Annotated in this window: 24 protein-coding genes; 17 read left to right on the top strand and 7 right to left on the bottom strand. The window is 53.0% G+C overall.

Going from position 1 to position 24,448, the window contains the following annotated elements; genetic code table 11:
- Positions 1-115 precede the first annotated feature (115 nt).
- Positions 116-496 (bottom strand): aspartate 1-decarboxylase autocleavage activator PanM, encoded by a 381-nt coding sequence (gene panM, locus DXU84_RS22400; RefSeq protein WP_013577469.1) that lies wholly within the window; start codon positions 494-496, stop codon positions 116-118.
- Positions 497-899: 403 nt separating this feature from the next.
- Between panM and DXU84_RS22395 the strand changes: the two genes are divergently transcribed.
- The 14 genes from DXU84_RS22395 (at position 900) to ugpQ (ending at position 14,143) form a co-directional block, all read left to right on the top strand.
- The gene (locus DXU84_RS22395) at positions 900-2,012 is read left to right on the top strand and encodes a branched-chain amino acid ABC transporter substrate-binding protein (RefSeq protein WP_013577468.1); all 1,113 of its coding nucleotides are present in this window, start codon (positions 900-902) and stop codon (positions 2,010-2,012) included.
- A 162-nt stretch (positions 2,013-2,174) separates the two neighbouring features.
- Entirely contained in the window at positions 2,175-3,101 is a 927-nt protein-coding gene (gene livH, locus DXU84_RS22390; RefSeq protein ID WP_013577467.1) for a high-affinity branched-chain amino acid ABC transporter permease LivH, read from the top strand.
- Positions 3,098-4,387 carry a high-affinity branched-chain amino acid ABC transporter permease LivM gene (locus tag DXU84_RS22385; protein WP_112152570.1) on the top strand — a complete coding sequence of 430 codons (1,290 nt, stop codon included), beginning with the start codon at positions 3,098-3,100 and terminating at the stop codon, positions 4,385-4,387. Before livH ends, DXU84_RS22385 begins: the two co-directional genes overlap by 4 nt.
- Positions 4,384-5,154, top strand: a complete 771-nt coding sequence (gene livG, locus DXU84_RS22380; RefSeq protein ID WP_126125259.1) for a high-affinity branched-chain amino acid ABC transporter ATP-binding protein LivG — start codon at positions 4,384-4,386, stop codon at positions 5,152-5,154. Before DXU84_RS22385 ends, livG begins: the two co-directional genes overlap by 4 nt.
- Before the next feature lie 27 nt (positions 5,155-5,181).
- On the top strand, positions 5,182-5,883 hold the full coding sequence (livF, locus tag DXU84_RS22375; protein WP_013577464.1) for a high-affinity branched-chain amino acid ABC transporter ATP-binding protein LivF: 702 nt from the start codon (positions 5,182-5,184) through the stop codon (positions 5,881-5,883).
- A gap of 131 nt (positions 5,884-6,014) precedes the next feature.
- Positions 6,015-7,202 (top strand): PLP-dependent aminotransferase family protein, encoded by a 1,188-nt coding sequence (locus tag DXU84_RS22370; RefSeq protein ID WP_112198750.1) that lies wholly within the window; start codon positions 6,015-6,017, stop codon positions 7,200-7,202.
- Positions 7,203-7,547: 345 nt separating this feature from the next.
- Positions 7,548-8,162 carry a hypothetical protein gene (locus DXU84_RS22365; protein WP_153376677.1) on the top strand — a complete coding sequence of 205 codons (615 nt, stop codon included), beginning with the start codon at positions 7,548-7,550 and terminating at the stop codon, positions 8,160-8,162.
- A complete protein-coding gene (locus DXU84_RS22360) occupies positions 8,149-8,397 on the top strand; it encodes a hypothetical protein (protein ID WP_013577461.1) in 249 nt (82 codons plus the stop codon). The genes DXU84_RS22365 and DXU84_RS22360 overlap by 14 nt, the downstream gene beginning before the upstream one ends.
- Before the next feature lie 15 nt (positions 8,398-8,412).
- Positions 8,413-8,892, top strand: coding sequence for a type VI secretion system tube protein TssD (locus tag DXU84_RS22355; RefSeq protein ID WP_013577460.1), 480 nt, complete (start codon positions 8,413-8,415; stop codon positions 8,890-8,892).
- Positions 8,893-9,094: 202 nt separating this feature from the next.
- The gene (ugpB, locus tag DXU84_RS22350) at positions 9,095-10,408 is read left to right on the top strand and encodes a sn-glycerol-3-phosphate ABC transporter substrate-binding protein UgpB (RefSeq protein ID WP_013577459.1); all 1,314 of its coding nucleotides are present in this window, start codon (positions 9,095-9,097) and stop codon (positions 10,406-10,408) included.
- Positions 10,409-10,590: 182 nt separating this feature from the next.
- Positions 10,591-11,478 (top strand): sn-glycerol-3-phosphate ABC transporter permease UgpA, encoded by an 888-nt coding sequence (gene ugpA, locus DXU84_RS22345; RefSeq protein ID WP_013577458.1) that lies wholly within the window; start codon positions 10,591-10,593, stop codon positions 11,476-11,478.
- Complete coding sequence (gene ugpE, locus DXU84_RS22340; RefSeq protein WP_013577457.1) at positions 11,475-12,320, top strand: sn-glycerol-3-phosphate ABC transporter permease UgpE; 846 nt, start codon at positions 11,475-11,477, stop codon at positions 12,318-12,320. Before ugpA ends, ugpE begins: the two co-directional genes overlap by 4 nt.
- Positions 12,321-12,326: 6 nt before the next feature.
- Complete coding sequence (locus DXU84_RS22335) at positions 12,327-13,400, top strand: sn-glycerol-3-phosphate import ATP-binding protein UgpC (protein WP_047607693.1); 1,074 nt, start codon at positions 12,327-12,329, stop codon at positions 13,398-13,400.
- Between the two features lie 2 nt (positions 13,401-13,402).
- Positions 13,403-14,143, top strand: coding sequence for a glycerophosphodiester phosphodiesterase (ugpQ, locus tag DXU84_RS22330; protein ID WP_013577455.1), 741 nt, complete (start codon positions 13,403-13,405; stop codon positions 14,141-14,143).
- Positions 14,144-14,194: 51 nt separating this feature from the next.
- On the opposite strand, the gene DXU84_RS22325 is transcribed toward ugpQ, so the two are convergent.
- Complete coding sequence (locus tag DXU84_RS22325) at positions 14,195-14,869, bottom strand: hypothetical protein (RefSeq protein ID WP_153376672.1); 675 nt, start codon at positions 14,867-14,869, stop codon at positions 14,195-14,197.
- Between the two features lie 253 nt (positions 14,870-15,122).
- A complete protein-coding gene (locus DXU84_RS22320; RefSeq protein WP_013577453.1) occupies positions 15,123-15,425 on the bottom strand; it encodes a DUF2756 domain-containing protein in 303 nt (100 codons plus the stop codon).
- A gap of 213 nt (positions 15,426-15,638) precedes the next feature.
- On the opposite strand from DXU84_RS22320, the gene DXU84_RS22315 reads away from it, so the two are divergent.
- Complete coding sequence (locus DXU84_RS22315) at positions 15,639-16,538, top strand: carboxylate/amino acid/amine transporter (RefSeq protein WP_370461820.1); 900 nt, start codon at positions 15,639-15,641, stop codon at positions 16,536-16,538.
- Here the strand turns inward: DXU84_RS22315 and metR are convergent.
- Entirely contained in the window at positions 16,444-17,379 is a 936-nt protein-coding gene (metR, locus tag DXU84_RS22310; protein ID WP_013577451.1) for an HTH-type transcriptional regulator MetR, read from the bottom strand. The genes DXU84_RS22315 and metR overlap by 95 nt on opposite strands.
- Before the next feature lie 104 nt (positions 17,380-17,483).
- Here metR and metE point away from each other — a divergent pair, with 104 nt between their 5' ends.
- Positions 17,484-19,763, top strand: coding sequence for a 5-methyltetrahydropteroyltriglutamate--homocysteine S-methyltransferase (gene metE / locus DXU84_RS22305; RefSeq protein ID WP_153376671.1), 2,280 nt, complete (start codon positions 17,484-17,486; stop codon positions 19,761-19,763).
- A 297-nt stretch (positions 19,764-20,060) separates the two neighbouring features.
- Positions 20,061-20,924, top strand: a complete 864-nt coding sequence (locus DXU84_RS22300; protein ID WP_153376670.1) for an AraC family transcriptional regulator — start codon at positions 20,061-20,063, stop codon at positions 20,922-20,924.
- Between the two features lie 3 nt (positions 20,925-20,927).
- On the opposite strand, the gene DXU84_RS22295 is transcribed toward DXU84_RS22300, so the two are convergent.
- From DXU84_RS22295 to DXU84_RS22285, 3 genes are read right to left on the bottom strand one after another with little or no spacing between them, the layout of a single operon-like run.
- Complete coding sequence (locus tag DXU84_RS22295) at positions 20,928-21,272, bottom strand: PTS fructose-like transporter subunit IIB (protein ID WP_013577448.1); 345 nt, start codon at positions 21,270-21,272, stop codon at positions 20,928-20,930.
- Positions 21,273-21,296: 24 nt separating this feature from the next.
- Positions 21,297-22,184 carry a [formate-C-acetyltransferase]-activating enzyme gene (locus DXU84_RS22290; RefSeq protein WP_153376669.1) on the bottom strand — a complete coding sequence of 296 codons (888 nt, stop codon included), beginning with the start codon at positions 22,182-22,184 and terminating at the stop codon, positions 21,297-21,299.
- On the bottom strand, positions 22,150-24,447 hold the full coding sequence (locus DXU84_RS22285) for a formate C-acetyltransferase (protein ID WP_153376668.1): 2,298 nt from the start codon (positions 24,445-24,447) through the stop codon (positions 22,150-22,152). The genes DXU84_RS22290 and DXU84_RS22285 overlap by 35 nt, the downstream gene beginning before the upstream one ends.
- Between the last annotated feature and the right edge of the window lies 1 nt (position 24,448).

Below are 24,448 nucleotides of genomic sequence, written 5' to 3'. Positions count from 1 at the left end.
GAGCATGAACCCTTTTTACACGAGCCACCGGATCGGTCAACTGATCCTTAAACGATCGGCATTAACCTTCGGGTCGCTTTTTTTATGACTGAAAATCCGCGCGGGCAGGCTGTGCTCAGGATTTTTTCCAGACATTGCCTTCACGTACAAAACCGCAGGCCAGCATAAATGCATCCAGCACGGGTTCCGGATCCGCTTTCATCGTCCAGCTTTCCACCTGCGGCAGTTGCGCCTGCACATCTTCCATCAGATACAATCCGACACCGCGACGGCGCGTGACTTCGCGCACCAGCAAATCACTCAGTTCAGCCTGATTACCGTCGAGCCTGATTTTCACTGCGCCCAGAATGCGTTCATTAAACACCGCAGCGAACAGCGCGCGGTTATTTTGCAGGCTGGCTTGCCAGTCACTTTCAGTTTGCTCCGGCCAGATTTTTGCCAGGTCGATCAGGTCCTGCACGCTGAGCGACGTCAGTTTTTGGATAGTTAATTTCATGATGCGCAAGGTCAGAAAAAGGGAGCGTCAGTGTAGCGGAATCCACCAGAAATCGGGCGTAACTTTTTTTGTACAGTAACAGGTCGAAAAGTTTTTTAGTGATCTCTGCATAAGCGATAAATGTTGGCTTTAATCAATAAAGCCAGTGTTAACGACTGATTGTTTAAATCTACACCGCCTTTTCAGCCAAATAAAATTCTGTTTACACCTCATATTTCTGATTGTGCTATTTGATTTGCAGAAGAAAATTCCTGTTTAATGATATGAATTATAAAGTCTTATTCGAAAATAAGACGAAATAAGCCGGTAACTCGTTATTACTTATACTAAATTTCCTAAGTGATGATGTTTTGAACAGGCAACAAAGAGCAAACCACAACACACACATGAACGGGGTAATCGGATGAAAGTAACAAAGGGTAAGATCTGGCTGGCAGGGTGTATTGCATTAGCAATGAGTCAGGCGGCGTTCGCAAAAGACATCAAAGTCGCCATTGTCGGTGCTATGTCAGGTCCGGTCGCCCAGTACGGTGACATGGAGTTTACGGGGGCAAAACAAGCGATCGCTGATATCAATGCCAAAGGCGGCGTGAAGGGCGACAAACTGGTTGGCGTGGAATATGACGATGCCTGTGATCCGAAACAAGCCGTTGCGGTTGCCAACAAAGTGATCAACGACGGTATTCGTTACGTGATCGGTCACCTGTGTTCTTCTTCCACTCAGCCCGCTTCCGACATCTATGAAGATGAAGGCGTGCTGATGATCACCCCGGCGGCGACTAACGCTGACCTGACCACCCGTGGTTATAAAATGGTGATGCGCACTACTGGCCTGGATTCTGATCAAGGCCCGACCGCAGCGAAATACATCCTCGACACTATCAAACCAAAACGTATCGCCGTGGTGCATGATAAACAGCAATACGGTGAAGGCCTGGCCCGTTCTGTACAGGATGCGCTGAAAAAAGGCGGCGGCAACGTTGTCCTGTTTGAAGGCGTGACCGCAGGCGACAAAGACTTCTCCACACTGGTGGCGCGTCTGAAGAAAGAAAACGTCGATTTCGTTTATTTCGGCGGCTATTACCCGGAAATGGGGCAGATCCTGCGTCAGTCAAAACAAGCCGGTCTGGCAGCTAAATTCATGGGCCCGGAAGGTGTGGGCAACTCCTCACTGTCTAACATTGCCGGTGATGCTTCTGAAGGCATGCTGGTGACCCTGCCAAAACGTTATGATCAGGTACCGGCTAACCAGCCAATTGTGGATGCCCTGAAAGCCAAGAAACTGGATCCAACCGGTCCGTTCGTCTGGACGACTTACGCCGCATTGCAGGCGCTGACTACCGGTATGGAACGCAGCGGCAGCATGGAACCGGCAGATATCGCCAAAAACCTGAAATCAGCGCCAGTGGATACCGTGATGGGCCCGCTGAGCTGGGATGCAAAAGGTGACCTGAAAGGATTCGAATTCGGTATTTTCGAGTGGCATAAAGACGGCACGTCTACCCCAATCAAATAAAACCGCACCAAAGTGGTTCTCCGCTCCCTCCCCTGCGAAGGGGAGGGCTGGGGTGGGGTAGTAATGGCAACGGCGTTGTTTGCAAAACCCCCTCCCAACCTCCCCCTTCGCAGGGGGAGGAGTAGCACAAGTTATCAAACCCTTGATTAATAAGGATAGGGTATGTCAGAGCAGTTCCTCTATTTCATTCAGCAGATGTTCAACGGTGTCACGTTGGGCAGTACTTATGCGCTGATCGCCATTGGTTACACCATGGTTTACGGCATTATCGGCATGATCAACTTCGCCCACGGCGAGGTGTATATGATCGGCAGTTATGTCTCCTTTATTGTTATCGCCGCCCTGATGATGATGGGTATCGACGCCAGCTGGTTGCTGATCGGTGCCGGTTTTATCGCCGCGATTGTAATTTCCAGTGCCTATGGCTGGAGTATTGAACGCGTGGCGTATAAGCCGGTGCGTAACTCCAAGCGGTTGATTGCACTGATTTCTGCCATCGGGATGTCAATTTTTCTGCAAAACTACGTCAGCCTCACGCAGGGCTCACGCGATCTCGCCTTACCGAGTCTGGTGACCGGTCAGTGGAAACTGGGTGAAACCAACGGCTTTGCGGCGACCATCAGCACCATGCAGCTGATTATCTGGGTCGTCACGTTTGTCGCGATGCTGGCGCTGACGCTGTTCATCCGTTATTCGCGTATGGGCCGTGCCTGTCGTGCCTGCGCCGAAGACCTCAAAATGGCCAGCCTGCTGGGGATCAGCACTGACCGCGTGATTTCGCTAACCTTCGTCATTGGCGCGTTAATGGCGGCCGTAGCGGGCGTTCTGCTCGGCCAGTTCTACGGCGTAATCAATCCGTATATCGGCTTCATGGCCGGTATGAAAGCTTTCACCGCCGCGGTTCTTGGTGGGATCGGCAGTATTCCGGGGGCGATGATCGGCGGCCTGATTCTGGGCGTGGCTGAAGCGCTGACCTCAGCGTATCTGAGCACCGAATACAAAGACGTGGTTTCCTTTGCACTGCTGATCGTCGTGTTGCTGGTGCTGCCGACCGGTATTCTGGGTCGTCCGGAGGTTGAGAAAGTATGAAGCGCCTGAATCTGTTAAATGCGCTGGTCTCCGCTTTCGTCCTGCTGGTGCTGGCCGCATTCATCATGGGATTGCAGCTGAGCCTCGACGGCACAAAACTGGTGGTCAACGGCGCCGGTGAAGTGCGCTGGACGTGGATTGCCATCGGCTGCGCCATCGTGTTCGTATTCCAGCTATTCCGCCCGATGGTCAGCAGCGGCCTGAAAAAGGTCTCGGGTCCGGGCTGGGTTTTGCCGAGCTTTGATGGCTCGACGCCGAAACAAAAACTGCTGGCGCTGGTGCTGATTATCGCCGCTATCGCCTGGCCGTTTATCGTCTCGCGCGGCACGGTGGATATCGCCACGCTGACGCTCATCTACATAATGCTCGGCCTCGGTCTGAACGTGGTGGTCGGATTGTCCGGCCTGCTGGTGCTGGGTTACGGTGGCTTTTATGCCATCGGCGCTTACACCTACGCGCTGCTCAATCACTATTACGGCATCGGATTCTGGGAAGCCTTACCGCTGGCCGGTCTGGTATCGGCGGCGTTTGGTTTCCTGCTTGGCTTCCCGGTTCTGCGGCTGCGCGGTGACTATCTGGCGATTGTGACGCTGGGCTTTGGGGAAATCGTCCGCATCCTGCTGCTCAATAATACCGAACTGACCGGCGGACCGAACGGCATCAGCCAGATCCCGAAACCGACGCTGTTCGGGCTGGAATTCAGCCGTACGCCGCGCGACGGCGGCTGGGATACCTTCAGCAACTTCTTTAATGTTACGTATGATCCCAGTGACCGCATTATTTTCCTGTACATGGTGGCGCTGTTGCTGGTGCTCGCCACATTGTTCATCATCAACCGTTTGCTGCGTATGCCGCTCGGCCGTGCATGGGAAGCCTTGCGTGAAGATGAAATTGCCTGCCGTTCACTGGGCCTGAACCCGACCCGCATCAAACTGACCGCGTTCACCATCAGCGCTGCGTTTGCCGGTTTTGCCGGTACGCTGTTTGCGGCGCGTCAGGGCTTTGTCAGCCCGGAATCCTTCACCTTTGCGGAATCCGCCTTCGTGCTGGCTATCGTCGTGCTCGGCGGGATGGGCTCGCAGTTTGCAGTCATTCTGGCGGCTATTTTGCTGGTGGTTTCCCGCGAACTGATGCGTGATCTCAACGAGTACAGCATGTTGCTGCTCGGCGCATTAATGGTGCTGATGATGATCTGGCGTCCGCAGGGCTTACTGCCGATGAAGCGCCCGCAACTGAAACTGAAGCTGTCTAAGCAACAAATCGCGGATCAGGGGGAAAAGGCATGAGTTCGCAACCTCTGTTAGCGGTTGAAGGGTTGATGATGCGTTTTGGCGGCCTGCTGGCGGTCAACAATGTGGCGCTGAACCTCAATCAGGGCGAAATTGTTTCGCTGATCGGCCCGAACGGTGCCGGTAAAACCACGGTATTTAACTGCCTGACCGGTTTCTACAAACCGAGCGGCGGCACCATTAAACTGCGTGATCAGCATCTGGAAGGTTTACCGGGGCAGAAAATTGCCCGCATGGGCGTGGTACGTACTTTCCAGCACGTGCGTCTGTTCCGTGAAATGACGGTGATCGAAAACCTGCTGGTCGCGCAGCATCAGCACCTGAAAAGCGGCGTGCTGGCTGGGCTGTTCAAAACGCCGGGCTTCCGTCGCGCTGAAGCCGATGCTTTGGATCGCGCTGCTGACTGGCTGGAACGTGTCGGATTGCTCGAGCTGGCAAACCGTCAGGCGGGTAATCTGGCTTACGGCCAGCAACGCCGTCTGGAAATTGTCCGCTGCATGGTGACGCGTCCTGAAATCCTGATGCTCGACGAACCGGCTGCCGGTCTTAACCCGCGTGAAACCGAAGAGCTGAACCAGCTGATTGCCGAATTGCGTAACCAGCACAACGTGTCTGTTCTGCTGATTGAGCACGACATGAAACTCGTAATGGGTATTTCCGACCGCATCTACGTAGTGAATCAGGGCACGCCGCTGGCACAAGGCACACCGGCTGAAATTCGTAATAATCCTGACGTGATCCGCGCCTATTTAGGCGAAGGTTAATGGGCGAAGGCTAAGGGACAGAACAAGATGTTGTCATTTAATCAGGTATCCGCCCATTACGGCAAAATTCAGGCGCTGCATGAAGTCAGCCTGAGTATTAATAAAGGGGAAATCGTCACGCTGATCGGCGCGAACGGCGCGGGTAAAACCACACTACTTGGCAGTTTATGTGGCGAACCACGTGCGACGAATGGCTCGATTATTTTCGAAGGGAAAGACATCACGCAGTGGCAGACCGCCAAAATCATGCGTGGCGATATCGCGATTGTGCCGGAAGGCCGCCGCGTGTTCTCACGCATGACGGTGGAAGAGAATCTGGCGATGGGCGGTTTCTTTGCCACACGCGATCAGTATCAGGAACGGCTGGAGCGCGTGTTTACGTTGTTCCCGCGCCTGAAAGAGCGTCGTGTGCAGCGGTCAGGCACCATGTCCGGCGGTGAGCAACAGATGCTGGCGATTGGCCGTGCGCTGATGAGCCAGCCACGTTTGCTGCTGCTCGATGAGCCGTCGCTGGGGCTGGCACCCATCATCATCCAGCAGATTTTCGACACTATCCAGCAATTGCGCGAAGAAGGAATGACCATCTTCCTGGTCGAGCAAAACGCCAATCAGGCGCTGAAACTCGCTGATCGTGGTTACGTTCTGGAGAATGGCCATGTGGTGCTGGAAGATACCGGTGCGGCATTGCTGGCGAACGAAGCGGTGCGTGCGGCCTATCTTGGCGCATAAATTGGCATCGGATTTTAAAAATCTGTGTTAAATCTAACAAACCGCACGGCAAGCGCTTTGCGGTTTTTATTTTGTCTATAAATTAACATCTCTTACATTCGTATAACTTTGCACATCATCAGGAACATGTCATGAACACAGAAGGTTTACTCGCCGCCCGTATGGTCAGGCTTAAAAGTTCAGCCATCCGGGAATTGCTGAAACATAGCAAGATGGAAGGCGTTATTTCGCTGGCGGGTGGTATTCCTTCTTCGGCGCTTTTTGATTTCGACGGCCTGCGTGAAGCCACACATCTGGCCATTACTGAACAGCCGGAACATGCGTTCCAGTATGGTCTGACTGAAGGCAGTTATACGCTGCGTGAGCGTATTGCTGAGCTTTGTCAGGAGCGTGGTGTGGTTGCGCAGCCTGAAGATATCGTGGTCACTGCAGGCTCCCAGCAGGCGCTGGATCTGGTGATGCGCGCCGTGGTGAACCCCGATGATGTTTTCGTGGTGGAGCGCCCGACCTATCTGGCGGCGTTACAGACCCTGGAACTGGCCGAAGCTAAACTGCTGTCCGTCGGTTCTGATGGCGACGGCATGATTGTTGATGAGCTGGCGGAACGCCTAAAAACGCAGAAGATTAAAGGCGTGTATCTGGTGCCAACGTTCGGAAACCCGAGCGGCGTAACCCTGAGCCGTGCCCGTCGTGAGCAACTGGTGAAACTGGCAGCACAGCACGAATTCCTGATTGTAGAAGATGACCCGTACGGCGAACTGCGTTTCACCGACGAACGCCAGCCGACGCTGTTTGAGCTGTCGAAAGCGATGTTTGGTCACGCGGATAACATCATCTATACCTCAACGTTTTCCAAAATTCTGGCGCCGGGCCTGCGTCTGGGCTGGGTCATTATGCCAGACTGGTTGCTGCATAAAGTCGCCATCATCAAACAGGCCGCAGATCTGCATGCCAGCGCGCTGTCGCAGACCATTGCGGAATATTATCTCGGTCTGGGTCGTCTGCCGAAGCAGATCGAAACCATCCGTGCGGCGTATAAAAATAAATGCCAGATCATGGCCGGACTGCTGGAACGCGAGCTGGGCGATGTGCTGACGTTTGAATATCCGAAAGGCGGCATGTTCCTGTGGGCGCGTTTCCGCGAGCCGCGTAACTGCGCTGACTGGATGAAAAAGACGCTGGAGCAGGGCGTGGTGTTTGTCCCGGGTGAATTCTTCTATGCCGATAATCCGGATCACTCGACCTTCCGTCTGTCATTCGCCACCGCGACCGAAGAGCAAATGCACGAGGCAGTCGCCCGTTTGAAACGCGCCCTGTAATTTTCCCGTATTTCTCATCTAAGGCGCTTTGTTTATACAAGGCGCTTTATTTTTGCTCCGTCGCTCTGGCGCCAGAAAAAGTGGGGTCGTTTAAGGGTAAACCTCTATCTGCCAGACAGCCAGGGGCAGTTGCTGGCAGGTACAGTACCTCATTCATATTGCTCCCTGATATTCCACGGTATACCGCACATTTAATAAAAAAAATTGAATTTATAACACTTGGTCATTTAACCCTTATTGTATTAAGGTCATGTCAACACGAAATCAGGGAGGTTTATCGTGGCAGATATCGATAACATTTCAAGTGATATAGATGATGTTGCAAATAGAATTTCAGATATCATAATGTCCCCAGCCACAATTACCGGATTAATAAATGGTGCGCTTACCGTTCCTTTAGATATGGGTTGCCTGGCCATAGGATATTTTGATACAGATTCCCGTTTTGCACATCAGACACAGCGTTTTCGTATGGCTGAAGCAATACATAATGACATACTCAATTACAAGCATATAACAAATGCGGTAGAGATCATATTTAAAGAATTCGATAAATATGCTTCAGTGACCAAACAAAATAATGTCTATCGTGGCGTGGTATCCTCGATTGCCGGGCGTTTACTTACCGCGAAACTTATTGCGGTGATTGGTGCTGCTGTGCTGGCGAGAGTGTCATTTATCGGTGCACAAAGTGCCAAAAACTGGATTGGCAGGGTGACGATGATTTTGCTTATAGGGGGAATGAGTGAGCGCTCAATAAGAAAATCAGAAAGCCTTGCCATCGAAGCACCGGAGATTTACTGGCTCCTTCGACCCCATGATTATGACCTTACCTACTTTCTTTTTGAACCCGCTGTTAAGCCGTTCATTGATGCGGTGCACATAGGTGCTACGCGCGGACAGCCTGCGTTTGACAGGATAATCGATGCTGTAGGGCGAAAACTGCATGTCACACAATAAACCGCTTCTTGTTGTCGCAAAAGGCGCAGCGAAATGGGTGATATTTGCCGTCGTCAACGTATGGGATTTTTTTGAATCTGTGCTTTTTGTTGGCGGGTTAATCGGAAGCCTTATGCTGCCAGTTGTGTGGCCTATGAAATTCGTTTATGCCGCAGGATGGCTGGTTTGTTTCTTCTTTGTATCAAAGTGCATCGGAAAAATAGAAGGCTATAGGAAAAAAAAGCCGAAACATTAAATTAAGGAAATAAAAATGTCTAATCCTGCTTATTTGTGGTTAACGGATGAAAATGGTTCTCCTGTTATCGGAAGTTGTAATGTTCACGGGCGTGTGGGTTCTATTGAAGTGAAATCACTTTCACACCACCTGACAGTTCCGACGGATAGAAATACTGGGAAATTGACAGGTACGCGTATTCATACACCGATATTATTTCAAAAGGAATTTGATCGCACGACGCCAATACTTTACCGTACGATTAGTCAGGGAATTACGCTTAAATCCGCTGAGTTTAAGATGTATCACATATTAGACGCGGGTGTAGAAGCAGAGTATTTCAACATTCGCATGGAAAATGTGAAGATCACCGGAATTACTCCTAGCCTTCATCCCGGTTCGGGAACAGGAACGCATCTGGAAAATATTGAAATGCGCTATGAGTCAATTCAATGGAAATATGTCGATGGGAACATAATATTTAAAGACAGTTGGAATGAACGCACCGTAGCATAAATCTAATAAGATAAGCCGTCCTGCGGACGGTTTTTCCTAACGTTTAACCGGCATGAACCTCATTTTCTGCCATCTGCCTGTCATCCCCGCTTAACTTTCCCGTAACCTTATTGTCATTTTTCCGTGTCATTTTACCTCCCGACTCTACCCGGCTTACTTCAGGCTGCACTTGCAGCACACCAGCAGAATTCAGGAGACAGGCATGTTCATCAACCTCAAAAAAACGGTCATTGGCACCGCGCTGACGCTGGCTTTCAGCGCCAATGCTTTCGCTGTGACAGAAATCCCTTTCTGGCACTCTATGGACGGCGAGTTAGGCAAAGAAGTGAACTCGCTGGCGGACCGTTTTAACCAGACGCACCCTGATGTCAAAATCATGCCTGTCTACAAAGGCAAATACGATGAAAGCCTGGCGGCCGGTATTGCCGCGTACCGCACCGGTAATGCGCCGGCGATTTTGCAGGTTTACGAAGTGGGCACCGCGACCATGATGGCCAGCAAAGCCATCAAACCGGTTTACGAAGTGTTCAGCGATGCGGGCATTAAAGAAGACGTTTCCCAGTTCGTGCCGACCGTTTCCGGTTATTACTCCGATTCCAAAGGCCGTCTGCTGTCTCAGCCTTTCAACAGCTCCACGCCGGTGCTGTATTACAACAAAGATGCCTTTAAGAAAGCCGGTCTGAACCCGGATCAGCCGCCGAAAACCTGGCAGGATATGGCTGCGTACACCGAGAAATTGCGTGAAGCGGGCATGAAATGTGGTTACGCCAGCGGCTGGCAGGGTTGGATCCAGATTGAGAACTTCAGTGCCTGGCACGGTCTGCCAATCGCCACCAAAAACAACGGCTTCGATGGCACCGATGCGGTTCTGGAATTCAACAAACCAGAGCAAATCAAACACATCCAGATGCTTGAAGATATGAACAAGAAAGGTGATTTCACCTATTTTGGTCGTAAAGACGAATCCACCGCCAAGTTCTATAACGGCGATTGCGCGATGACTACCGCGTCTTCCGGTTCACTGGCTGACATCCGTCAGTATTCTAAATTCAACTACGGCGTAGGCATGATGCCTTACGACGCAGATATCAAAGGCGCACCACAAAACGCCATCATCGGCGGTGCAAGCCTGTGGGTGATGAACGGCAAAGACAAAGACACCTACAAAGGCGTTGCCGAATTCCTGCAATTCCTGACCACGCCGGAAATCGCAGCCGAATGGCATCAGAAAACCGGTTATCTGCCGGTGACGACTGCCGCGTATGAGCTGACCAGGAAAGAAGGCTTCTACGAGAAGAACCCGGGTTCTGACGTCGCCACCCGCCAGATGCTGAACAAGCCACCGTTGCCGTTCACCAAAGGTCTGCGTCTGGGCAACATGCCTCAGATCCGTACCATCCTGGATGAAGAGCTGGAAAGCGTGTGGAGCGGCAAGAAAACGGCGAAAGAAGCGTTAGACACTGCAGTACAGCGCGGGAACTTACTGTTACGTCGCTTCGAAGCTTCTACTAAGTAATCCAGTTTTGCTCCCTCCCCTGCGAAGGGGAGGGCTGGGGTGGGGTATTAAAGACAACTCAGTCGCTTGCCAAACCCCCTCCCAACCTCCCCCTTCGCAGGGGGAGGAGCCAAAAGCCAAATTCAAAACCAACCTGGTTTGCTCCCTTTCGGGGAGTCTTTTATATTAACGAGTAAACCATCATGAGTTCACACCGTCCCGGTTTTGGTTGCAGCTGGTTGCCCTACGCGCTGGTTTTGCCGCAGCTGTTAATCACCGCGATATTCTTCCTGTGGCCTGCCGGTCAGGCGCTGTGGTATTCGGTGCAGACGCTGGATCCGTTCGGCTTATCCAGTACCTTTGCCGGTCTGACTAACTTCGTGCAGCTTTTTCAGGACTCGTACTATCTCGATTCTTTCTACACCACGCTGAAATTCAGTTTTATGGTGGCGTTTATCGGGCTGGCCGTTTCGCTGTTTTTCGCGGCGCTGGTCGATCACGTTGTGCGCGGCAGCCGGATTTATCAGACGCTGATGATCCTGCCATACGCCGTTGCGCCTGCGGTGGCCGCCGTCTTGTGGATGTTCTTGTTCAGCCCCGGTCTGGGCCTGATTACTCATTTCCTCGGCTCGATAGGCTACAACTGGAACCACGCGCAAAACAGCGGTCAGGCGATGTTCCTGGTGGTACTGGCATCGGTCTGGAAGCAAGTCAGTTACAACTTCCTGTTCTTCCTGGCAGCGTTGCAGTCGATTCCTAAATCGCTGGTGGAAGCAGCGGCTATCGATGGCGCAGGCCCGGTTCGCCGTTTCTTCAATCTGGTATTGCCGCTGATTTCGCCGGTCAGTTTCTTCCTGCTGGTGGTCAATCTGGTGTACGCCTTCTTCGATACTTTCCCGGTGATTGATGCTGCGACGGCCGGTGGCCCGATGCAGGCGACCACCACCCTGATTTACAAAGTATATCGCGAAGGTTTCTCCGGTCTGGACTTGTCCAGTTCTGCCGCCCAGTCCGTGATTCTGATGCTGCTGGTTTGCGGCCTGACGTTCATTCAGTTTCGCTTTGTCGAGCGTAAGGTGCGTTATCAATGATTGAAAACCGCAGAGGGCTGGATATCTTCAGCCACATCATGCTGCTGCTCGGCGTGCTGGTGATCCTCTTTCCGCTGTACGTCGCGTTTGTGGCAGCGTCGCTGGACAACAAACAGATTTTTGACGTGCCGATGACGCTGATCCCGGGCACGCACTTGTGGGAAAACATCACCACGATCTGGACGCAGGGGGCGGGTAACAGCAGTCCGGCATTCGGACGGATGCTGATCAACAGCTTCATCATGGCGATGGTCATCACCGTCGGTAAAATTTCGGTGTCGATGCTCTCGGCTTACGCCATTGTCTACTTCCGCTTTCCGCTGCGTAACCTGTTCTTCTGGCTGATTTTCATGACGCTGATGCTGCCGGTGGAAGTGCGTATTTTCCCGACCGTCCAGGTGATCGCCAATCTGCATATGCTCGACAGTTACACCGGCCTGACGTTGCCGCTGATGGCCTCGGCGACCGCCACCTTCCTGTTCCGCCAGTTCTTTATGACCTTACCGGATGAGCTGCTGGAGGCGGCGCGTATCGACGGCGCGGGCGCGATGCGCTTCTTCTGGGACATTGTGCTGCCGCTGTCGAAAACCAATCTTGCGGCACTGTTTGTCATCACCTTCATCTATGGCTGGAACCAATATTTGTGGCCGATCCTGATCACCAGCGATGTCTCGATGGGCACGGCGGTGGCGGGGATTAAAAGCATGATTTCCTCCGGCGACGGCTCGACCCAATGGAATCAGGTGATGGCGGCCATGATCCTGACCTTATTGCCACCGCTGGCGGTGGTGCTCCTGATGCAGCGCTGGTTTGTGCGCGGTCTGGTAGACAGTGAGAAGTAAACTGAAATGGCAAATTTGAAATTACAGGCAGTGACCAAATCCTACGACGGCAAAAACCAGATTATCCAGAGCATTGATCTGGACGTCGCCGACGGTGAATTCATCGTGATGGTCGGGCCGTCGGGCTGCGGAAAATCCACCCTGCTGCGTATGGTTGCCGGGCTGGAGCGCACCACCTCCGGTGATATCTATATCAACGACCAGCGCGTCACCGAACTGGAACCGAAAGATCGCGGTATTGCGATGGTGTTCCAGAACTATGCGCTGTATCCGCATATGAGCGTGTTCGACAACATGGCATATGGCCTGAAAATTCGCGGCTTCGGTAAAGCGCAGATCCTCGCCCGCGTCGAGGAAGCGGCCCGCATTCTTGAACTCGGCCCGTTGCTGAAACGCAAACCGCGTGAGCTTTCCGGCGGGCAGCGTCAGCGTGTGGCAATGGGACGCGCTATCGTGCGTGAACCGGCGGTATTCCTGTTTGATGAACCGCTGTCCAATCTTGACGCCAAACTGCGTGTGCAGATGCGCCTTGAACTGCAACAGCTTCACCGCCGTTTGCGTACCACCAGTTTGTACGTCACGCACGATCAGGTCGAAGCCATGACGCTGGCGGAACGCGTGATCGTGATGAACAAAGGCATTGCCGAACAAATCGGTACGCCGTCTGAAGTTTACCGCCGTCCGGCAAGTCTGTTTGTCGCCAGCTTTATCGGTTCTCCGGCCATGAATTTGTTGCCGGGCCAGCTGACCACTGACGGTACATCGCTGGTAATGGAAGACGGATTCGAACTGCCGCTGCCGGTTCCTCGCCCGGAATGGGGAGGACGCGAACTGACAGTGGGCATCCGTCCTGAACATATTCATCTGACTGATGATTCGCAGAAGGGGATCCCGATGGTGCTGAATACGCTGGAACTGCTGGGCGCGGATAATCTGGCGCACGGCAAACTGGCGGACAGCGGTGTCGTGGTGCGTTTGTCGCATGAAGTGTTCCCGACAGCAGGCTCGTTGTTGCGCTTGGATTTCCCGGCGAAAGCGTTACACTTTTTCGATACTCACAGCGGATTACGGATGGAATAAACATGAAAGCCTGGCCATATCCTCGCATTGTGGCACATCGTGGTGGCGGCGCACTGGCACCGGAAAATACACTGGCAGCCATCGACACGGGCGCCAGATACGGTCACACCATGATCGAATTTGACGCCAAACTGGCGCAAGGCGGGGAAATCTTCCTGTTGCATGACGATACCCTGAACCGCACCAGCAACGGCTGGGGCGTGGCCGGTGAATTGCCGTGGGAAAAACTCGAAAAGCTCGATGCCGGTAACTGGTACAGCGCCGCTTTTAAAGGTGAGAAATTACCGCTGCTGGCGCAGGTAGCCGAACGCTGTGCGCGCCATCACATGATGGTGAATATTGAGATCAAACCCACCACCGGAACCGATGAGAAAACCGGCACCGACGTCGCGCTGGCCGCCCGGGAGTTGTGGAAAGATCAGGCCGTTCCGCCGTTGCTTTCCTCGTTTGAATTCGACGCGCTGGTTGCCGCCAAAAAAGCCGCACCGGAATTACCGCGTGGCTTGCTGATCGATGAATGGCACGAAAACTGGAAAGCGCTGACTGACGAACTGGAATGCGTTTCCCTGCATCTTAATCACAAATTGCTCAACGAAGAACGCGTTAAAGCCATCAAAGACGCCGGGCTGCATATTCTGGTGTACACGGTGAATAATCCGGCGCGTGCCCGCGAATTGCTGGGCTGGGGCGTGGACTGTATTTGTACCGATAAGATTGATGTGATCGGGCCGGATTTTATCTGACAGGAATAAGGCGCGGATCCCGCGCCTTAATTATTTTACCGCTGAGAATACTCAGTGTTTGAGCAGGCGCGGGAGTTGGTTATCCAGTTCCAGCAGGCAGGAATCCATATATTTCTCTGTGGTTTTGGTGACCAGCGCATAGTTATTTGCCTGCCAGTCAGCAAGCGGGGCGGTCACGACAGTTGGCGTACATTCTGCAATAACCCATGCGGAGAACATATTCGCATCTTCAGGCTTTTTATAGAATTTAATGGTGTAACGCAACTCGTAGTCCGAGTTGGTGCTGGAGAGGTCTTTATAAACCAGTAACCACTGTGCAGCCACAATATTCAGATTGTTTTTATACTGATAGCCGTTGCCATTTTTTTGCAGCCAGTTTGTGATGAGCGGCCTGGCCCGGGGTGTCAGATAGTTTTTCGTCGGTTCAGGCAGGGTTTTGATTTCAGACCCTTTCAGGTTTTCCTTACTGAAGGTATTCACGGCGATACCGCCGGCAAGCACAGAAGTCAGGACATTAAGTCCAACGCCCGCAGCGGTGTAAGAGGGCGTGACTTCACGCAAATACACATCAGGCGAGCGGTTATTATTCATATCTGCCGAGGCAAAGCCTGAGTACAGGCCAATAGTGCTGCCATTGGCGGCAGAGATCTTTTCAGATTGGGTCGTCGCACAGGCGGATAATAATAAACTGGCAGCAACTACGGTAATCCCTGTTGAAACTTTCATGCAATAATTTCCCTTTTAATTTTATAAAACACTATTAATGCGTCTTCAGGTGCGGATCCTGTTTTATTAGCCGCGCTGATTCAGGGGCAGAAAGACTTTATTCTTATCGGTCGGGAATAATAAAAGCATTAATAATAAATGCAAGGGGAGGGATATTTTTATTGTTTCTGGTGGTGATATTACCGGAGGTAAATAGTCAGTACAGCATTACGGCGATGAGGAATTTAAGAGGCACTGAGTGCCTCCCGGAATATTAAGGTGTCTGATTCAGCTTCTGCCCCAGCGTTTGATTATTCTGCTGGATCTGCAATCGTTGCTGATTGCTCTGGATTTGCGACTTCAGCTTGAGCTGCTGTTGTTGCTGGCTGGTGCGTAAATCCTGCTCCTGCTGACGTTTCTGCATTTGCTGATTGTTTTGCTGTTGTTGTTGCATGCGCTGTTGCGACGGATTGGTCAGCAACGGATCGTTAGGGTTCGGCACCTTTTCGACTGCACTGGCGGTCTGAACGGCAAACAGCAGCGGCAGCGCGGCGAGCATTCCATATAAACATTTCATCAGTTCATCCTCCGTTTCCAGTCATACGTTAAGTGTATGCCATCATGCCCCCGGACGGGGTATTTGAGCGCACGTTTCCCTCAAAGCGTGGTATTGCTCTCGTTTGCTCTATAATTGAACAGATGTAAACCACCTTCACACTTCGTGGTTTTCCCCATTCCGTTACAATCGTGCATCTTTCACACTTATCACTGACAACAGGGCTCAATTGCCGTGCCTTTACTCATAATCACCACTATTTTGTGGGCTTTTTCCTTCAGCCTGATTGGCGTGTATCTGGCCGGACAGGTCGACAGCGTATTTTCTGTGTTAGTCCGTTTAGGGCTGGCGGCGCTGGTTTTCCTGCCGTTCCTGCGCTGGAAAGGCCATCAGCTTACGACCATTCTGTTGTATATGGCGGTGGGGGCAATGCAGCTCGGGATCATGTATCTCATCAGCTTCGAGGCGTACCTGTATCTGTCTGTGCCGGAATTCCTGCTGTTTACGGTCATGACGCCGCTGTACGTCACGCTGATTTATGACCTGATCAGTGGCCGCAAAATCCGCATCGGTTATGCGCTCAGTGCGTTACTGGCGGTGGCGGGTGCAGCGATTATCCGTTACGACCACATCAGCGAACATTTCATTATTGGCTTATTACTGGTGCAGGCGGCGAATATCTGTTTTGCCATCGGACAGGTGGGCTATAAACGCCTGATGGAAACCCGGCCGATGCCACAGCACACGGCGTTTTCCTGGTTCTATATCGGCGCGTTGCTTTGCGCGGTGGTGGCGTGGTTCCTGTGGGGCAATCCGCAAAAACTGCCGACCACTGACCTGCAATGGGGCATTCTGGTGTGGCTGGGGATCGGCGCTTCAGGGCTGGGATATTTCATGTGGAACTACGGTGCGACGCAGGTCGATGCGGGAACGCTGGGGATTATGAACAACTTTCACGTCCCGGCCGGGCTGCTGGTTAACCTGGCCATCTGGCAACAGCAGCCGCACTGGCCGAGCTTTAGTATCGGTGCCGCTGTGATTATGTCCTCACTGTGGGTACACCGGCGTTGGGTCGTGCCGCGTCGCGCACAAACGGCAGATGATCGCACGCGTGCTGCCGCGCCGAACGAATAAAGGCTTCCGTCACCGGCTGGCGCTGTTCGCCGTCACGTACGGCGGCGTACAGGCGGCTCCATAAGCCATCGCCCAGGGTTTTGGTCACCACCAGACCCTGGCGCTCAAAACTCTCTACTACCCAGTGCGGTAACGCTGCAATTCCCATTCTCGCCGACACCATCTGAATTAATAACAACGTGTTATCGACACTTTTCAGTGACGGGCTGACGCCTGCCGGTTGCAGGAAATGACGCCAGATATCCAGACGCTGGCGTTGCACCGGATAAATCATCAGCGTTTCAGTGCTGAGATCTTCCGGCGTGATCACCGTTTTGGTCGCCAGCGGATGATCCGGTGCCAGCACCAGACGCACTTCAAAATCGAACATCGGGGAATAGTGCAAACCGCTGCGCGGCAGGATGTCAGAGGTTAATACGATGTCCAGCTCGCCCTGTTGCAGGGCGGGCTGCGGGTCGAACGTCACGCCGGATTTGAAATCCATTAACACCTGCGGCCAGTTCTGATGGAAGTTATCCAGTGCAGGCGTCAGCCACTGAATACAACTGTGGCATTCAATCGCGATACGCAGTGAAGTCTGGTGCGGCTCATTGCATGCCTGCAATGCCTGTTGAATTTGCGGCAGCACCTGTTCTGCCAGATTCAGCATGATTTCGCCCTGCGGGGTAAAACGCAGAGGCTGGCTTTTTCGCACGAACAATCTGAAACCGAGGCGTTGCTCAAGGTCACTGAACTGGTGCGACAGGGCCGATTGGGTCTGATGAAGCTGCGAGGCGGCTGCGGCCAGTGACCCGGTGTTGCGCAGTGCTTGCAACGTTCGCAGGTGTTTCAGTTCGATCATGAGAGTCCTTCACTGTGTCATGAATAATTTGCGCTTGTGGAATATACACTACCTGCGGATTATGGATGTGTAAACATCTGGATGGCTAAACAGGAATTTAAAAGATGACGATACTGAATCACACTCTGGGTTTTCCACGCGTTGGTCTGCGTCGTGAACTTAAAAAAGCACAAGAAAGCTACTGGGCAGGCAATTCCACTCAGGAAGAACTGCTGGCAACCGGACGTGAACTTCGCGCCCGTCACTGGAAGCAACAAGCTGAAGCAGGCGTGGATTTGGTGCCGGTGGGCGATTTCGCCTGGTACGATCACGTACTGACCACCAGCCTGTTGCTGGGTAACGTACCGGCCCGTCATCAGAATGCCGACGGCTCTGTTGATCTCGATACTTTATTCCGCCTTGGCCGTGGCCGTGCGCCGACCGGTAAACCGGCTGCCGCGGCGGAAATGACCAAATGGTTTAACACCAACTATCACTACATGGTGCCGGAGTTCGTGAAAGGTCAGAAATTCAAACTGGCCTGGACACAACTGCTGGAAGAAGTGGACGAAGCGCTGGCGCTCGGCCACAAAGTGAAACCGGTGCTGCTTGGCCCGCTGACTTATCTCTGGCTCGGCAAAGTGAAGGGCGAACAGTTTGACCGTCTTTCCCTGCTCAACGATATTCTGCCTGTTTATCAGCAGGTTCTGGCTGAACTGGCAAAACGCGATATCGAATGGGTGCAGATTGACGAACCGGCTCTGGTTCTGGAACTGCCGCAGGAATGGCTGGATGCATACAAACCGGCTTACACCGTGCTGGAACAGAGTAAAACTAAACTGCTGCTGACCACTTATTTCGACAGCGTCGGGCACAACCTCGACACCATTCGCCAGTTACCGGTTCAGGGTCTGCATATTGATGCCGTCGCCGGTCGTGACGATCTGCAAACCGTCATCAACGCGCTGCCAAAAGACTGGCTGATTTCTCTGGGGGTCATCAATGGCCGTAACGTCTGGCGCGCGGATCTCAGTACCTGGTTTGACCGTCTGAAGCCACTGGTTGAAGACCGTAAAATCTGGATCGGCAGCTCCTGTTCACTGCTGCACAGCCCGATCGACTTAAGCGTCGAAAGCCGTCTGGATGAAGAAGTGAAAAGCTGGTTCGCCTTCGCCCTGCAAAAATGTGCCGAACTGGCGTTGCTGACCGCTGCCCTGAACAATCCCACGGCCGAAGCGCAGCAAAAACTGGCGGAATACAGCGCGCCAATCCGCGCCCGTCGTGAATCCACCCGAGTAAACAATGCGGCCGTCGGTAAACGTGTTGCCGCGATTACTGCTGCGGATATTGAGCGTCAGCATGTTTACACCGAACGCGCCAAAGCGCAGCGTGCCCGTTTCAACCTGCCGGCATGGCCGACCACAACCATCGGTTCATTCCCGCAAACCACTGAAATCCGCGGCCTGCGTCTGGACTTTAAACAAGGCCGTCTGGATAACACTAAATACCGTACCGGTATCAGTGAGCATATTAAGCAAGCCATCAAAGAACAGGAACGTCTGGGTATCGACGTGCTGGTTCACGGCGAAGCTGAACGTAATGACATGGTGGAATACTTCGGTGAACATCTGGACGGTTTTGTGTTCACGCAAAACGGCTGGGTACAGAGCTACGGTTCACGTTGTGTGAAACCTCCGGTCATTATCGGCGACGTCAGCCGCCCGCAAGCGATCACCGTAGAGTGGGCGAAGTACGCGCAGTCTCTGACCGAAAAACCGGTGAAAGGCATGCTGACCGGCCCGCTTACGATCCTGTGCTGGTCGTTCCCGCGTGAAGATGTCAGCCGCGAAACGATCGCCAAACAAATCGCGCTGGCACTGCGTGATGAAGTCGAAGATCTGGAAAAAGCCGGTATCGGCATCATCCAGATTGACGAACCGGCACTGCGGGAAGGCCTGCCATTGCGCCAGTCTGAATGGAATGCGTACCTGCGCTGGGCGGTGGATGCGTTCAAACTGAATGCCGCAATTGCCCGTGACGACACGCAGATCCATACCCATATGTGTTACTGCGAGTTCAACGACATCATGGATTCCATTGCCGCACTGGATGCTGACGTGATCACTATCGAAACCTCACGTTCCGATATGGACTTGCTGGAATCGTTTAAAGACTTCGAATACCCGAACGAAATCGGGCCGGGCGTTTACGACATTCACTCGCCAAATGTGCCCAGTGTGGAATGGATTGAAGACCTGCTGCGTAAAGCTGCAGATCGTATTCCGGCAGAACGCCTGTGGGTCAACCCGGACTGCGGCCTGAAAACCCGTGGCTGGCCGGAAACCCGCGAGTCGCTGGAAAACATGGTGAAAGCCGCCAGGCGTCTGCGTGCTGAGAAAGCCTGAGTGAACGCTCTCTAGATTTACGTTGTGTTGTTGCTGAAACGTTTGGGGCACTCCGGTGCCCCCTTTTTATTTGAGTTTTTTGCGTCCCCGTGCCATTGCCGCATCAGTCCGCCCTCTGAAAGTGACACATGCCCGTGACGCTTTACAGGTGGAACCCTTCCGCCTGAAGGCTGCACCGGATGTGCAACGCCTGGCGGGGCGGAATTTCCATCTTCTTCCGCAAATTTTGGTCTTGTTTTTCTTTCTCCGGCGCAGATTCGCTATCATGGTGTGATTCTGCTGAAAGGTAGCCTGACCATGACCCATCTGCTTTGTCCCCTTTTAACGCCAGTACTTGAACATCCGCACGGTATCCGCCAGGTGTATTTTGCCGGTGCTCAGCATTCCGTGCCTGAACTGTCCTATCAGGTCGATTTCCCCCGGCTGGAACTGATTCTGGAAGGGGAGCAGATGATGAAATGCGAGGACGAACAGGGGAACAATCAGGATGTCCGCATGCTGGCGGGCGATGTGTTGTTCGTTCCCGCTAAAGGCTGGAACAGCCCGCAATGGCAGGAACCGGTACGCACGCTGACTCTGTTATTTGGCAAGCAGCAACTGGGCTTTAGTCTGCTGAACTGGGATGGCGCGCAGTTTACGTCCGGTGAAAAAGGCAATGTGGGCAGGCGCGGGTCGCGCGTGGGGGCGTTTATGTTGCAGGCATTAAACGAACTGGCCTGGCACCGCAGCGATCAGACTACGGCGCAGTTTCTGGTGAAAGGGTTGTTGAGCCACGCGCTGGACTTGTTCAGTTCCTTTGTGAAAACTGCCTCGCGCAGTCAGGCGCTTTTTGAGGCCGTTCGCCAGTATATCGAAGAACATTACCGCGAGCCGCTGACCCGTGATTCTGTCGCTAAGGCTTTCTATATTTCGCCAAATTACCTGTCGCATTTATTCCAGAAAAGCGGCGGTATCGGGCTGAACGAATACCTGAATTATGTCCGCCTTGAACAGGCGAAGAACTTGTTGAAAGGCTACGACATGAAAGTGAGGGAAGTGGCGCACGCCTGTGGCTTTGTCGACAGTAACTATTTTTGCCGCCAGTTCAGGAAAAGCACTGAGCGTTCTCCGTCAGAATACCGGCGGCAATACCGTAGCCAGTTGGAAAATAGGGCGTCGTAATCGTCAGGGCAGAACGATTTTCGTTCCCTGAGGCGAGGTGGCGAGTTTCTTTACGGCAGCCATCACTTTCTCCGGCGTGCGTAAAAAGGTGTGGATGCCGGTTTGGACGCAACGGCTGTGCGCAAATCGCTCACCGTTTTCCAGTTGAATTTCAGTGACTAAAAGCACAACATCGGCCTGAGCAATGTCGGTTTCTGACAGTGCATTTTCGAGGCCCAGCGCACCCTGAGTTTCAACTTTTACCGGCCATTTTTCGTGCTGACACAGTTTTTCCAGCTTTTCTGCCGCCATATAAGTATGCGCCACACCGCTGATACAGGCGGTTACTGCGACCAGTTTGAGCGACATAGTGTTTCCCCTGATTAAGAAAATTTATCCACCGAGCGTCACGGTATAACCGTATTTTTCGGCCATCGCATAAAACGGCGCAATAGCTGCGGCATCCGGTGCCGTCGTCTTATACATTGAATACGTTTTATCCAGTAACGGATACTTCGCTTCGCCGTATTTGTGAAAGGGCAGCAGATGGATTTCAGTTAAATTGAAGGGGTGCAGGAAATCCAGAATTTGTTGCATATTTTCAAGTGTTAACGTGAAACCGGGGATCAACGGCAGGCGGGGCAGCAGCTTAACGCCGCGTCGTGCCAGCGCCGTGAAATTCTGCAACACACGCGGCTGATCCATATTGAGCACTGCTCGTGCCTGAGCGGGATCCATTATCTTGAAGTCATACAACACCTGATCGCAGTGATCAGCAAGTGTCAGAAGATGACCCAGCGGTGCATCGCCCGCCGTTTCGATCGCTGTCGGAATGCCTAAAGCCTGCAATTCCCTGAGCAACTCACCGGCAAATGTGTATTGCATCAGCACTTCGCCGCCGGAAAGCGTGACACCACCGCCCGACGAGCGGAAAAAAATCTCATCCTTGAGCAGGCGCGTCATTAAGTCCGGCAGCGTAATATCTTCGCCGACATACTCCATTGCACCACTCGGACATTCGTTCGGATCCTGCAAACAGGTGCGGCAGTTCAGGCATTTTGCCTGCCTTTTGATGACCTGAATGCGTGGTGACATCGATTCAGGGTTGGCGCACCACGGACAGCGGTGGGGGCAACCTTTGAAGAAAACCAGGGTACGGATACCCTGGCCATCGTTGAGTGAAAAACGCTGAATGTTGAAGATGCGCCCGCGTCTTTCCGTTGCTTCCATAACAGGGATCCGCAGGTCAGAGCTGGTGCGCGGTGCGGCCGATAATGTCATCCTGGATCTCCTTTGACAGCTCAACAAAGAACGCGCTGTATCCCGCCACCCTGACGACCAGCCCCGCAAAATCCTGTGGACGTTTTTGCGCTTCACGAAGCTGCTCAGCATTCACCACGTTGAACTGCACATGCTGCAACTTCAGGCGGGTGAACGCGCAGAGGAAATCGGCCAGTTTATTCAGCCCCTGCTGGCCTTCAAGCGTTGATGGCGTGAACTTCACATTCAGCAGCGTACCGTTGGAGAGCAGTGTATTGTCGAGTTTACTGACGGATTTCAGTACCGCCGTTGGCCCCTGATGATCCTGGCCCAACATTGGCGAAAGTCCGCCATCTGCCAGTTGTTCACCGGCAAAACGGCCATCCGGCGTTGCGCCGACTACCGCACCTAAAGGTACGTGTGCGGAAACAGTATAAGAACCCGGCGTAAACTGACCACCGCGTGGATTGCGATACTGCTCGACTTCCTTACAGTAAAAACGCAGCAAATCTGCACTGATCAAATCGACTTCATCAATGTCGTTGCCATACTTCTCAAAGCGGTTGATCAGGCGGGCGCGAATGGCGCGGCCTTCCTCGCTGGCAAAATTCTCTTTCAGCGAAGCCAGTAATTCATCAAAGGTCAGGCGTTGCTGATCAAACACCATGCCTTTCAGCGCATACAGGGAATCGCTGAGGTTGGCGATGCCGATGCCCTGAACACCGGAAAAATTATAACGTGCGCCGCCAGCGGTAATGTCTTTGCCGCCGTCCAGACAACCTGTAATAAAGGAGGACAGCAGCGGAACCGGTGCCCAGTCGCGGTGGCCGATATCACAGATATTGCTGCCCTGCGCCATCAGCCTGACGTAATGGCTGATTTTCCGGCGGATCTGTTCCACCAGCTCAGGATAAGTAATCGCGGTGTTTCCTTCATTTTCATGCAGCGTCAGTTCCATGACTTTCAACAGGTTAAACATGGCAATATCATGCAGCCCGTAGGTTTTGCCAGGGATGGATAATTCCACGCAGCCCACTACCGCATAATCCCGCGCATCCTCAAGGCGCACGCCACGATTGAGAAATGCCGGAACCACCACTTCATCATTAAAGATTTGTGGAATGCCGGTGCCGAGGCGGATTGTTTCGGCGGTTTTCAGCAGGAACGGGCGGTCGATCAGTTCATTGACTCTCACGCCAAGGTTAGGCTGTGGCAGACAAATACTCTGATAGGCATCCAGGCACAGGAACGACAACACATTGACGGCGCTGCGTCCGGTGTCGGTCAGGCCGCCGAGTAAAATGGTGTAACCCGTCGGGAATCCGGCGAAGTAACGTGCGCTGGACGACGAGCGCAGCAGAACGATGTCGTTGCATTTCACCCACAGGCTTTCCAGCAGTTCTTTAAGAAACGCCGGGGATTCGCCGTGGGACAGCGAGTGCTGATAGAACGGCAGCATGTACTGATCGAAGCGCCCGAGGGACAGCGAACTGGCATTGGATTCGTATTGCAAAATGATATTCATATACCAGAACAGCTGGCAGGCCTGATAGAAATCCTGTGGCTTATGGCCGGAAATATGTCGCGAAATGCGGGCAATACGCGCCAGTTCTTGTTTTCTTGAGTCGTCCTGACAGGCTTCTGCTAACTCTTCTGCCAGCGCGGCGTAGCGCAAAATATGCCGCTGTGCTGCCTGCAGTGTAATCAGCGCTGCCTGATAAAAGGCATTATCCGGCGCGCCGGCAACGTGTTGCTGAAGTTCTGAAACTAAGCTATCCAGGCCCGAATTCAGCAGACGGGGATAATCGATAATGATGTGCCCCTGACCTTTGTCAGTCTGGTTGATACTGAAAATCTGCGTCTGAGTGGCCGCTTTCACTTCTTCCGGCATCTGGCTGTTAATGAAATCCTTCATCGAATGCGATTCCCAGTAAGGGAAAAGCTGCCTGCGGTAAATCTGTTTATCCTGCTCAGAAATGTTGAAACGGTCCTGCGGACGGGTGGGAAACGTGTCCAGCTCTTTCAGCAGCCAGCAGGGGTCCATTTCAGGGGAGATGATCCCCGCACGTGGTTTGACCGTACGGTTACCGACAATCAGCTCGTCTTCACGCAAGGCAATCTCAATGTTATCCAGAATGTATGCCGTGGCTTTCGCGCGGCGCAAAAGCGTGGGTTCGCCTTCTGTGCTGCGGTGACTTTCGGTATACAGCAGGGCACGTTCCAGCGAGATTTCACGCGGGCTGGCGAAAAGTGCGGCTTTAAGACGTTCTGTGCGGGAAGTCATC

The sequence above is a fragment of the Rahnella sp. RcJ3 genome, assembly GCF_009498575.1.
Lineage (GTDB): Bacteria > Pseudomonadota > Gammaproteobacteria > Enterobacterales > Enterobacteriaceae > Rahnella > Rahnella aceris.
Note: the sequence above shows the minus strand (reverse complement) of the source record. Positions and strands in the feature narration are given on the sequence as shown.

Excerpts from the sequence above, each read along its gene's own strand:
- DXU84_RS22355 (WP_013577460.1), top strand. The coding sequence starts at position 8,413 with ATGTCTAATCCTGCTTATTTGTGGTTAACGGATGAAAATGGTTCTCCT.
- livG (WP_126125259.1), top strand. The coding sequence starts at position 4,384 with ATGAGTTCGCAACCTCTGTTAGCGGTTGAAGGGTTGATGATGCGTTTT.
- panM (WP_013577469.1), bottom strand. The coding sequence starts at position 496 with ATGAAATTAACTATCCAAAAACTGACGTCGCTCAGCGTGCAGGACCTG.
- metE (WP_153376671.1), top strand. The coding sequence starts at position 17,484 with ATGACGATACTGAATCACACTCTGGGTTTTCCACGCGTTGGTCTGCGT.
- livF (WP_013577464.1), top strand. The coding sequence starts at position 5,182 with ATGTTGTCATTTAATCAGGTATCCGCCCATTACGGCAAAATTCAGGCG.
- ugpA (WP_013577458.1), top strand. The coding sequence starts at position 10,591 with ATGAGTTCACACCGTCCCGGTTTTGGTTGCAGCTGGTTGCCCTACGCG.
- ugpB (WP_013577459.1), top strand. The coding sequence starts at position 9,095 with ATGTTCATCAACCTCAAAAAAACGGTCATTGGCACCGCGCTGACGCTG.
- DXU84_RS22365 (WP_153376677.1), top strand. The coding sequence starts at position 7,548 with ATGTCCCCAGCCACAATTACCGGATTAATAAATGGTGCGCTTACCGTT.
- ugpQ (WP_013577455.1), top strand. The coding sequence starts at position 13,403 with ATGAAAGCCTGGCCATATCCTCGCATTGTGGCACATCGTGGTGGCGGC.
- DXU84_RS22395 (WP_013577468.1), top strand. The coding sequence starts at position 900 with ATGAAAGTAACAAAGGGTAAGATCTGGCTGGCAGGGTGTATTGCATTA.
- DXU84_RS22290 (WP_153376669.1), bottom strand. The coding sequence starts at position 22,184 with ATGACATTATCGGCCGCACCGCGCACCAGCTCTGACCTGCGGATCCCT.
- ugpE (WP_013577457.1), top strand. The coding sequence starts at position 11,475 with ATGATTGAAAACCGCAGAGGGCTGGATATCTTCAGCCACATCATGCTG.
- DXU84_RS22320 (WP_013577453.1), bottom strand. The coding sequence starts at position 15,425 with ATGAAATGTTTATATGGAATGCTCGCCGCGCTGCCGCTGCTGTTTGCC.
- metR (WP_013577451.1), bottom strand. The coding sequence starts at position 17,379 with ATGATCGAACTGAAACACCTGCGAACGTTGCAAGCACTGCGCAACACC.
- DXU84_RS22300 (WP_153376670.1), top strand. The coding sequence starts at position 20,061 with ATGACCCATCTGCTTTGTCCCCTTTTAACGCCAGTACTTGAACATCCG.
- DXU84_RS22335 (WP_047607693.1), top strand. The coding sequence starts at position 12,327 with ATGGCAAATTTGAAATTACAGGCAGTGACCAAATCCTACGACGGCAAA.
- livH (WP_013577467.1), top strand. The coding sequence starts at position 2,175 with ATGTCAGAGCAGTTCCTCTATTTCATTCAGCAGATGTTCAACGGTGTC.
- DXU84_RS22370 (WP_112198750.1), top strand. The coding sequence starts at position 6,015 with ATGAACACAGAAGGTTTACTCGCCGCCCGTATGGTCAGGCTTAAAAGT.
- DXU84_RS22325 (WP_153376672.1), bottom strand. The coding sequence starts at position 14,869 with ATGAAAGTTTCAACAGGGATTACCGTAGTTGCTGCCAGTTTATTATTA.
- DXU84_RS22285 (WP_153376668.1), bottom strand. The coding sequence starts at position 24,447 with ATGACTTCCCGCACAGAACGTCTTAAAGCCGCACTTTTCGCCAGCCCG.
- DXU84_RS22295 (WP_013577448.1), bottom strand. The coding sequence starts at position 21,272 with ATGTCGCTCAAACTGGTCGCAGTAACCGCCTGTATCAGCGGTGTGGCG.
- DXU84_RS22385 (WP_112152570.1), top strand. The coding sequence starts at position 3,098 with ATGAAGCGCCTGAATCTGTTAAATGCGCTGGTCTCCGCTTTCGTCCTG.
- DXU84_RS22360 (WP_013577461.1), top strand. The coding sequence starts at position 8,149 with ATGTCACACAATAAACCGCTTCTTGTTGTCGCAAAAGGCGCAGCGAAA.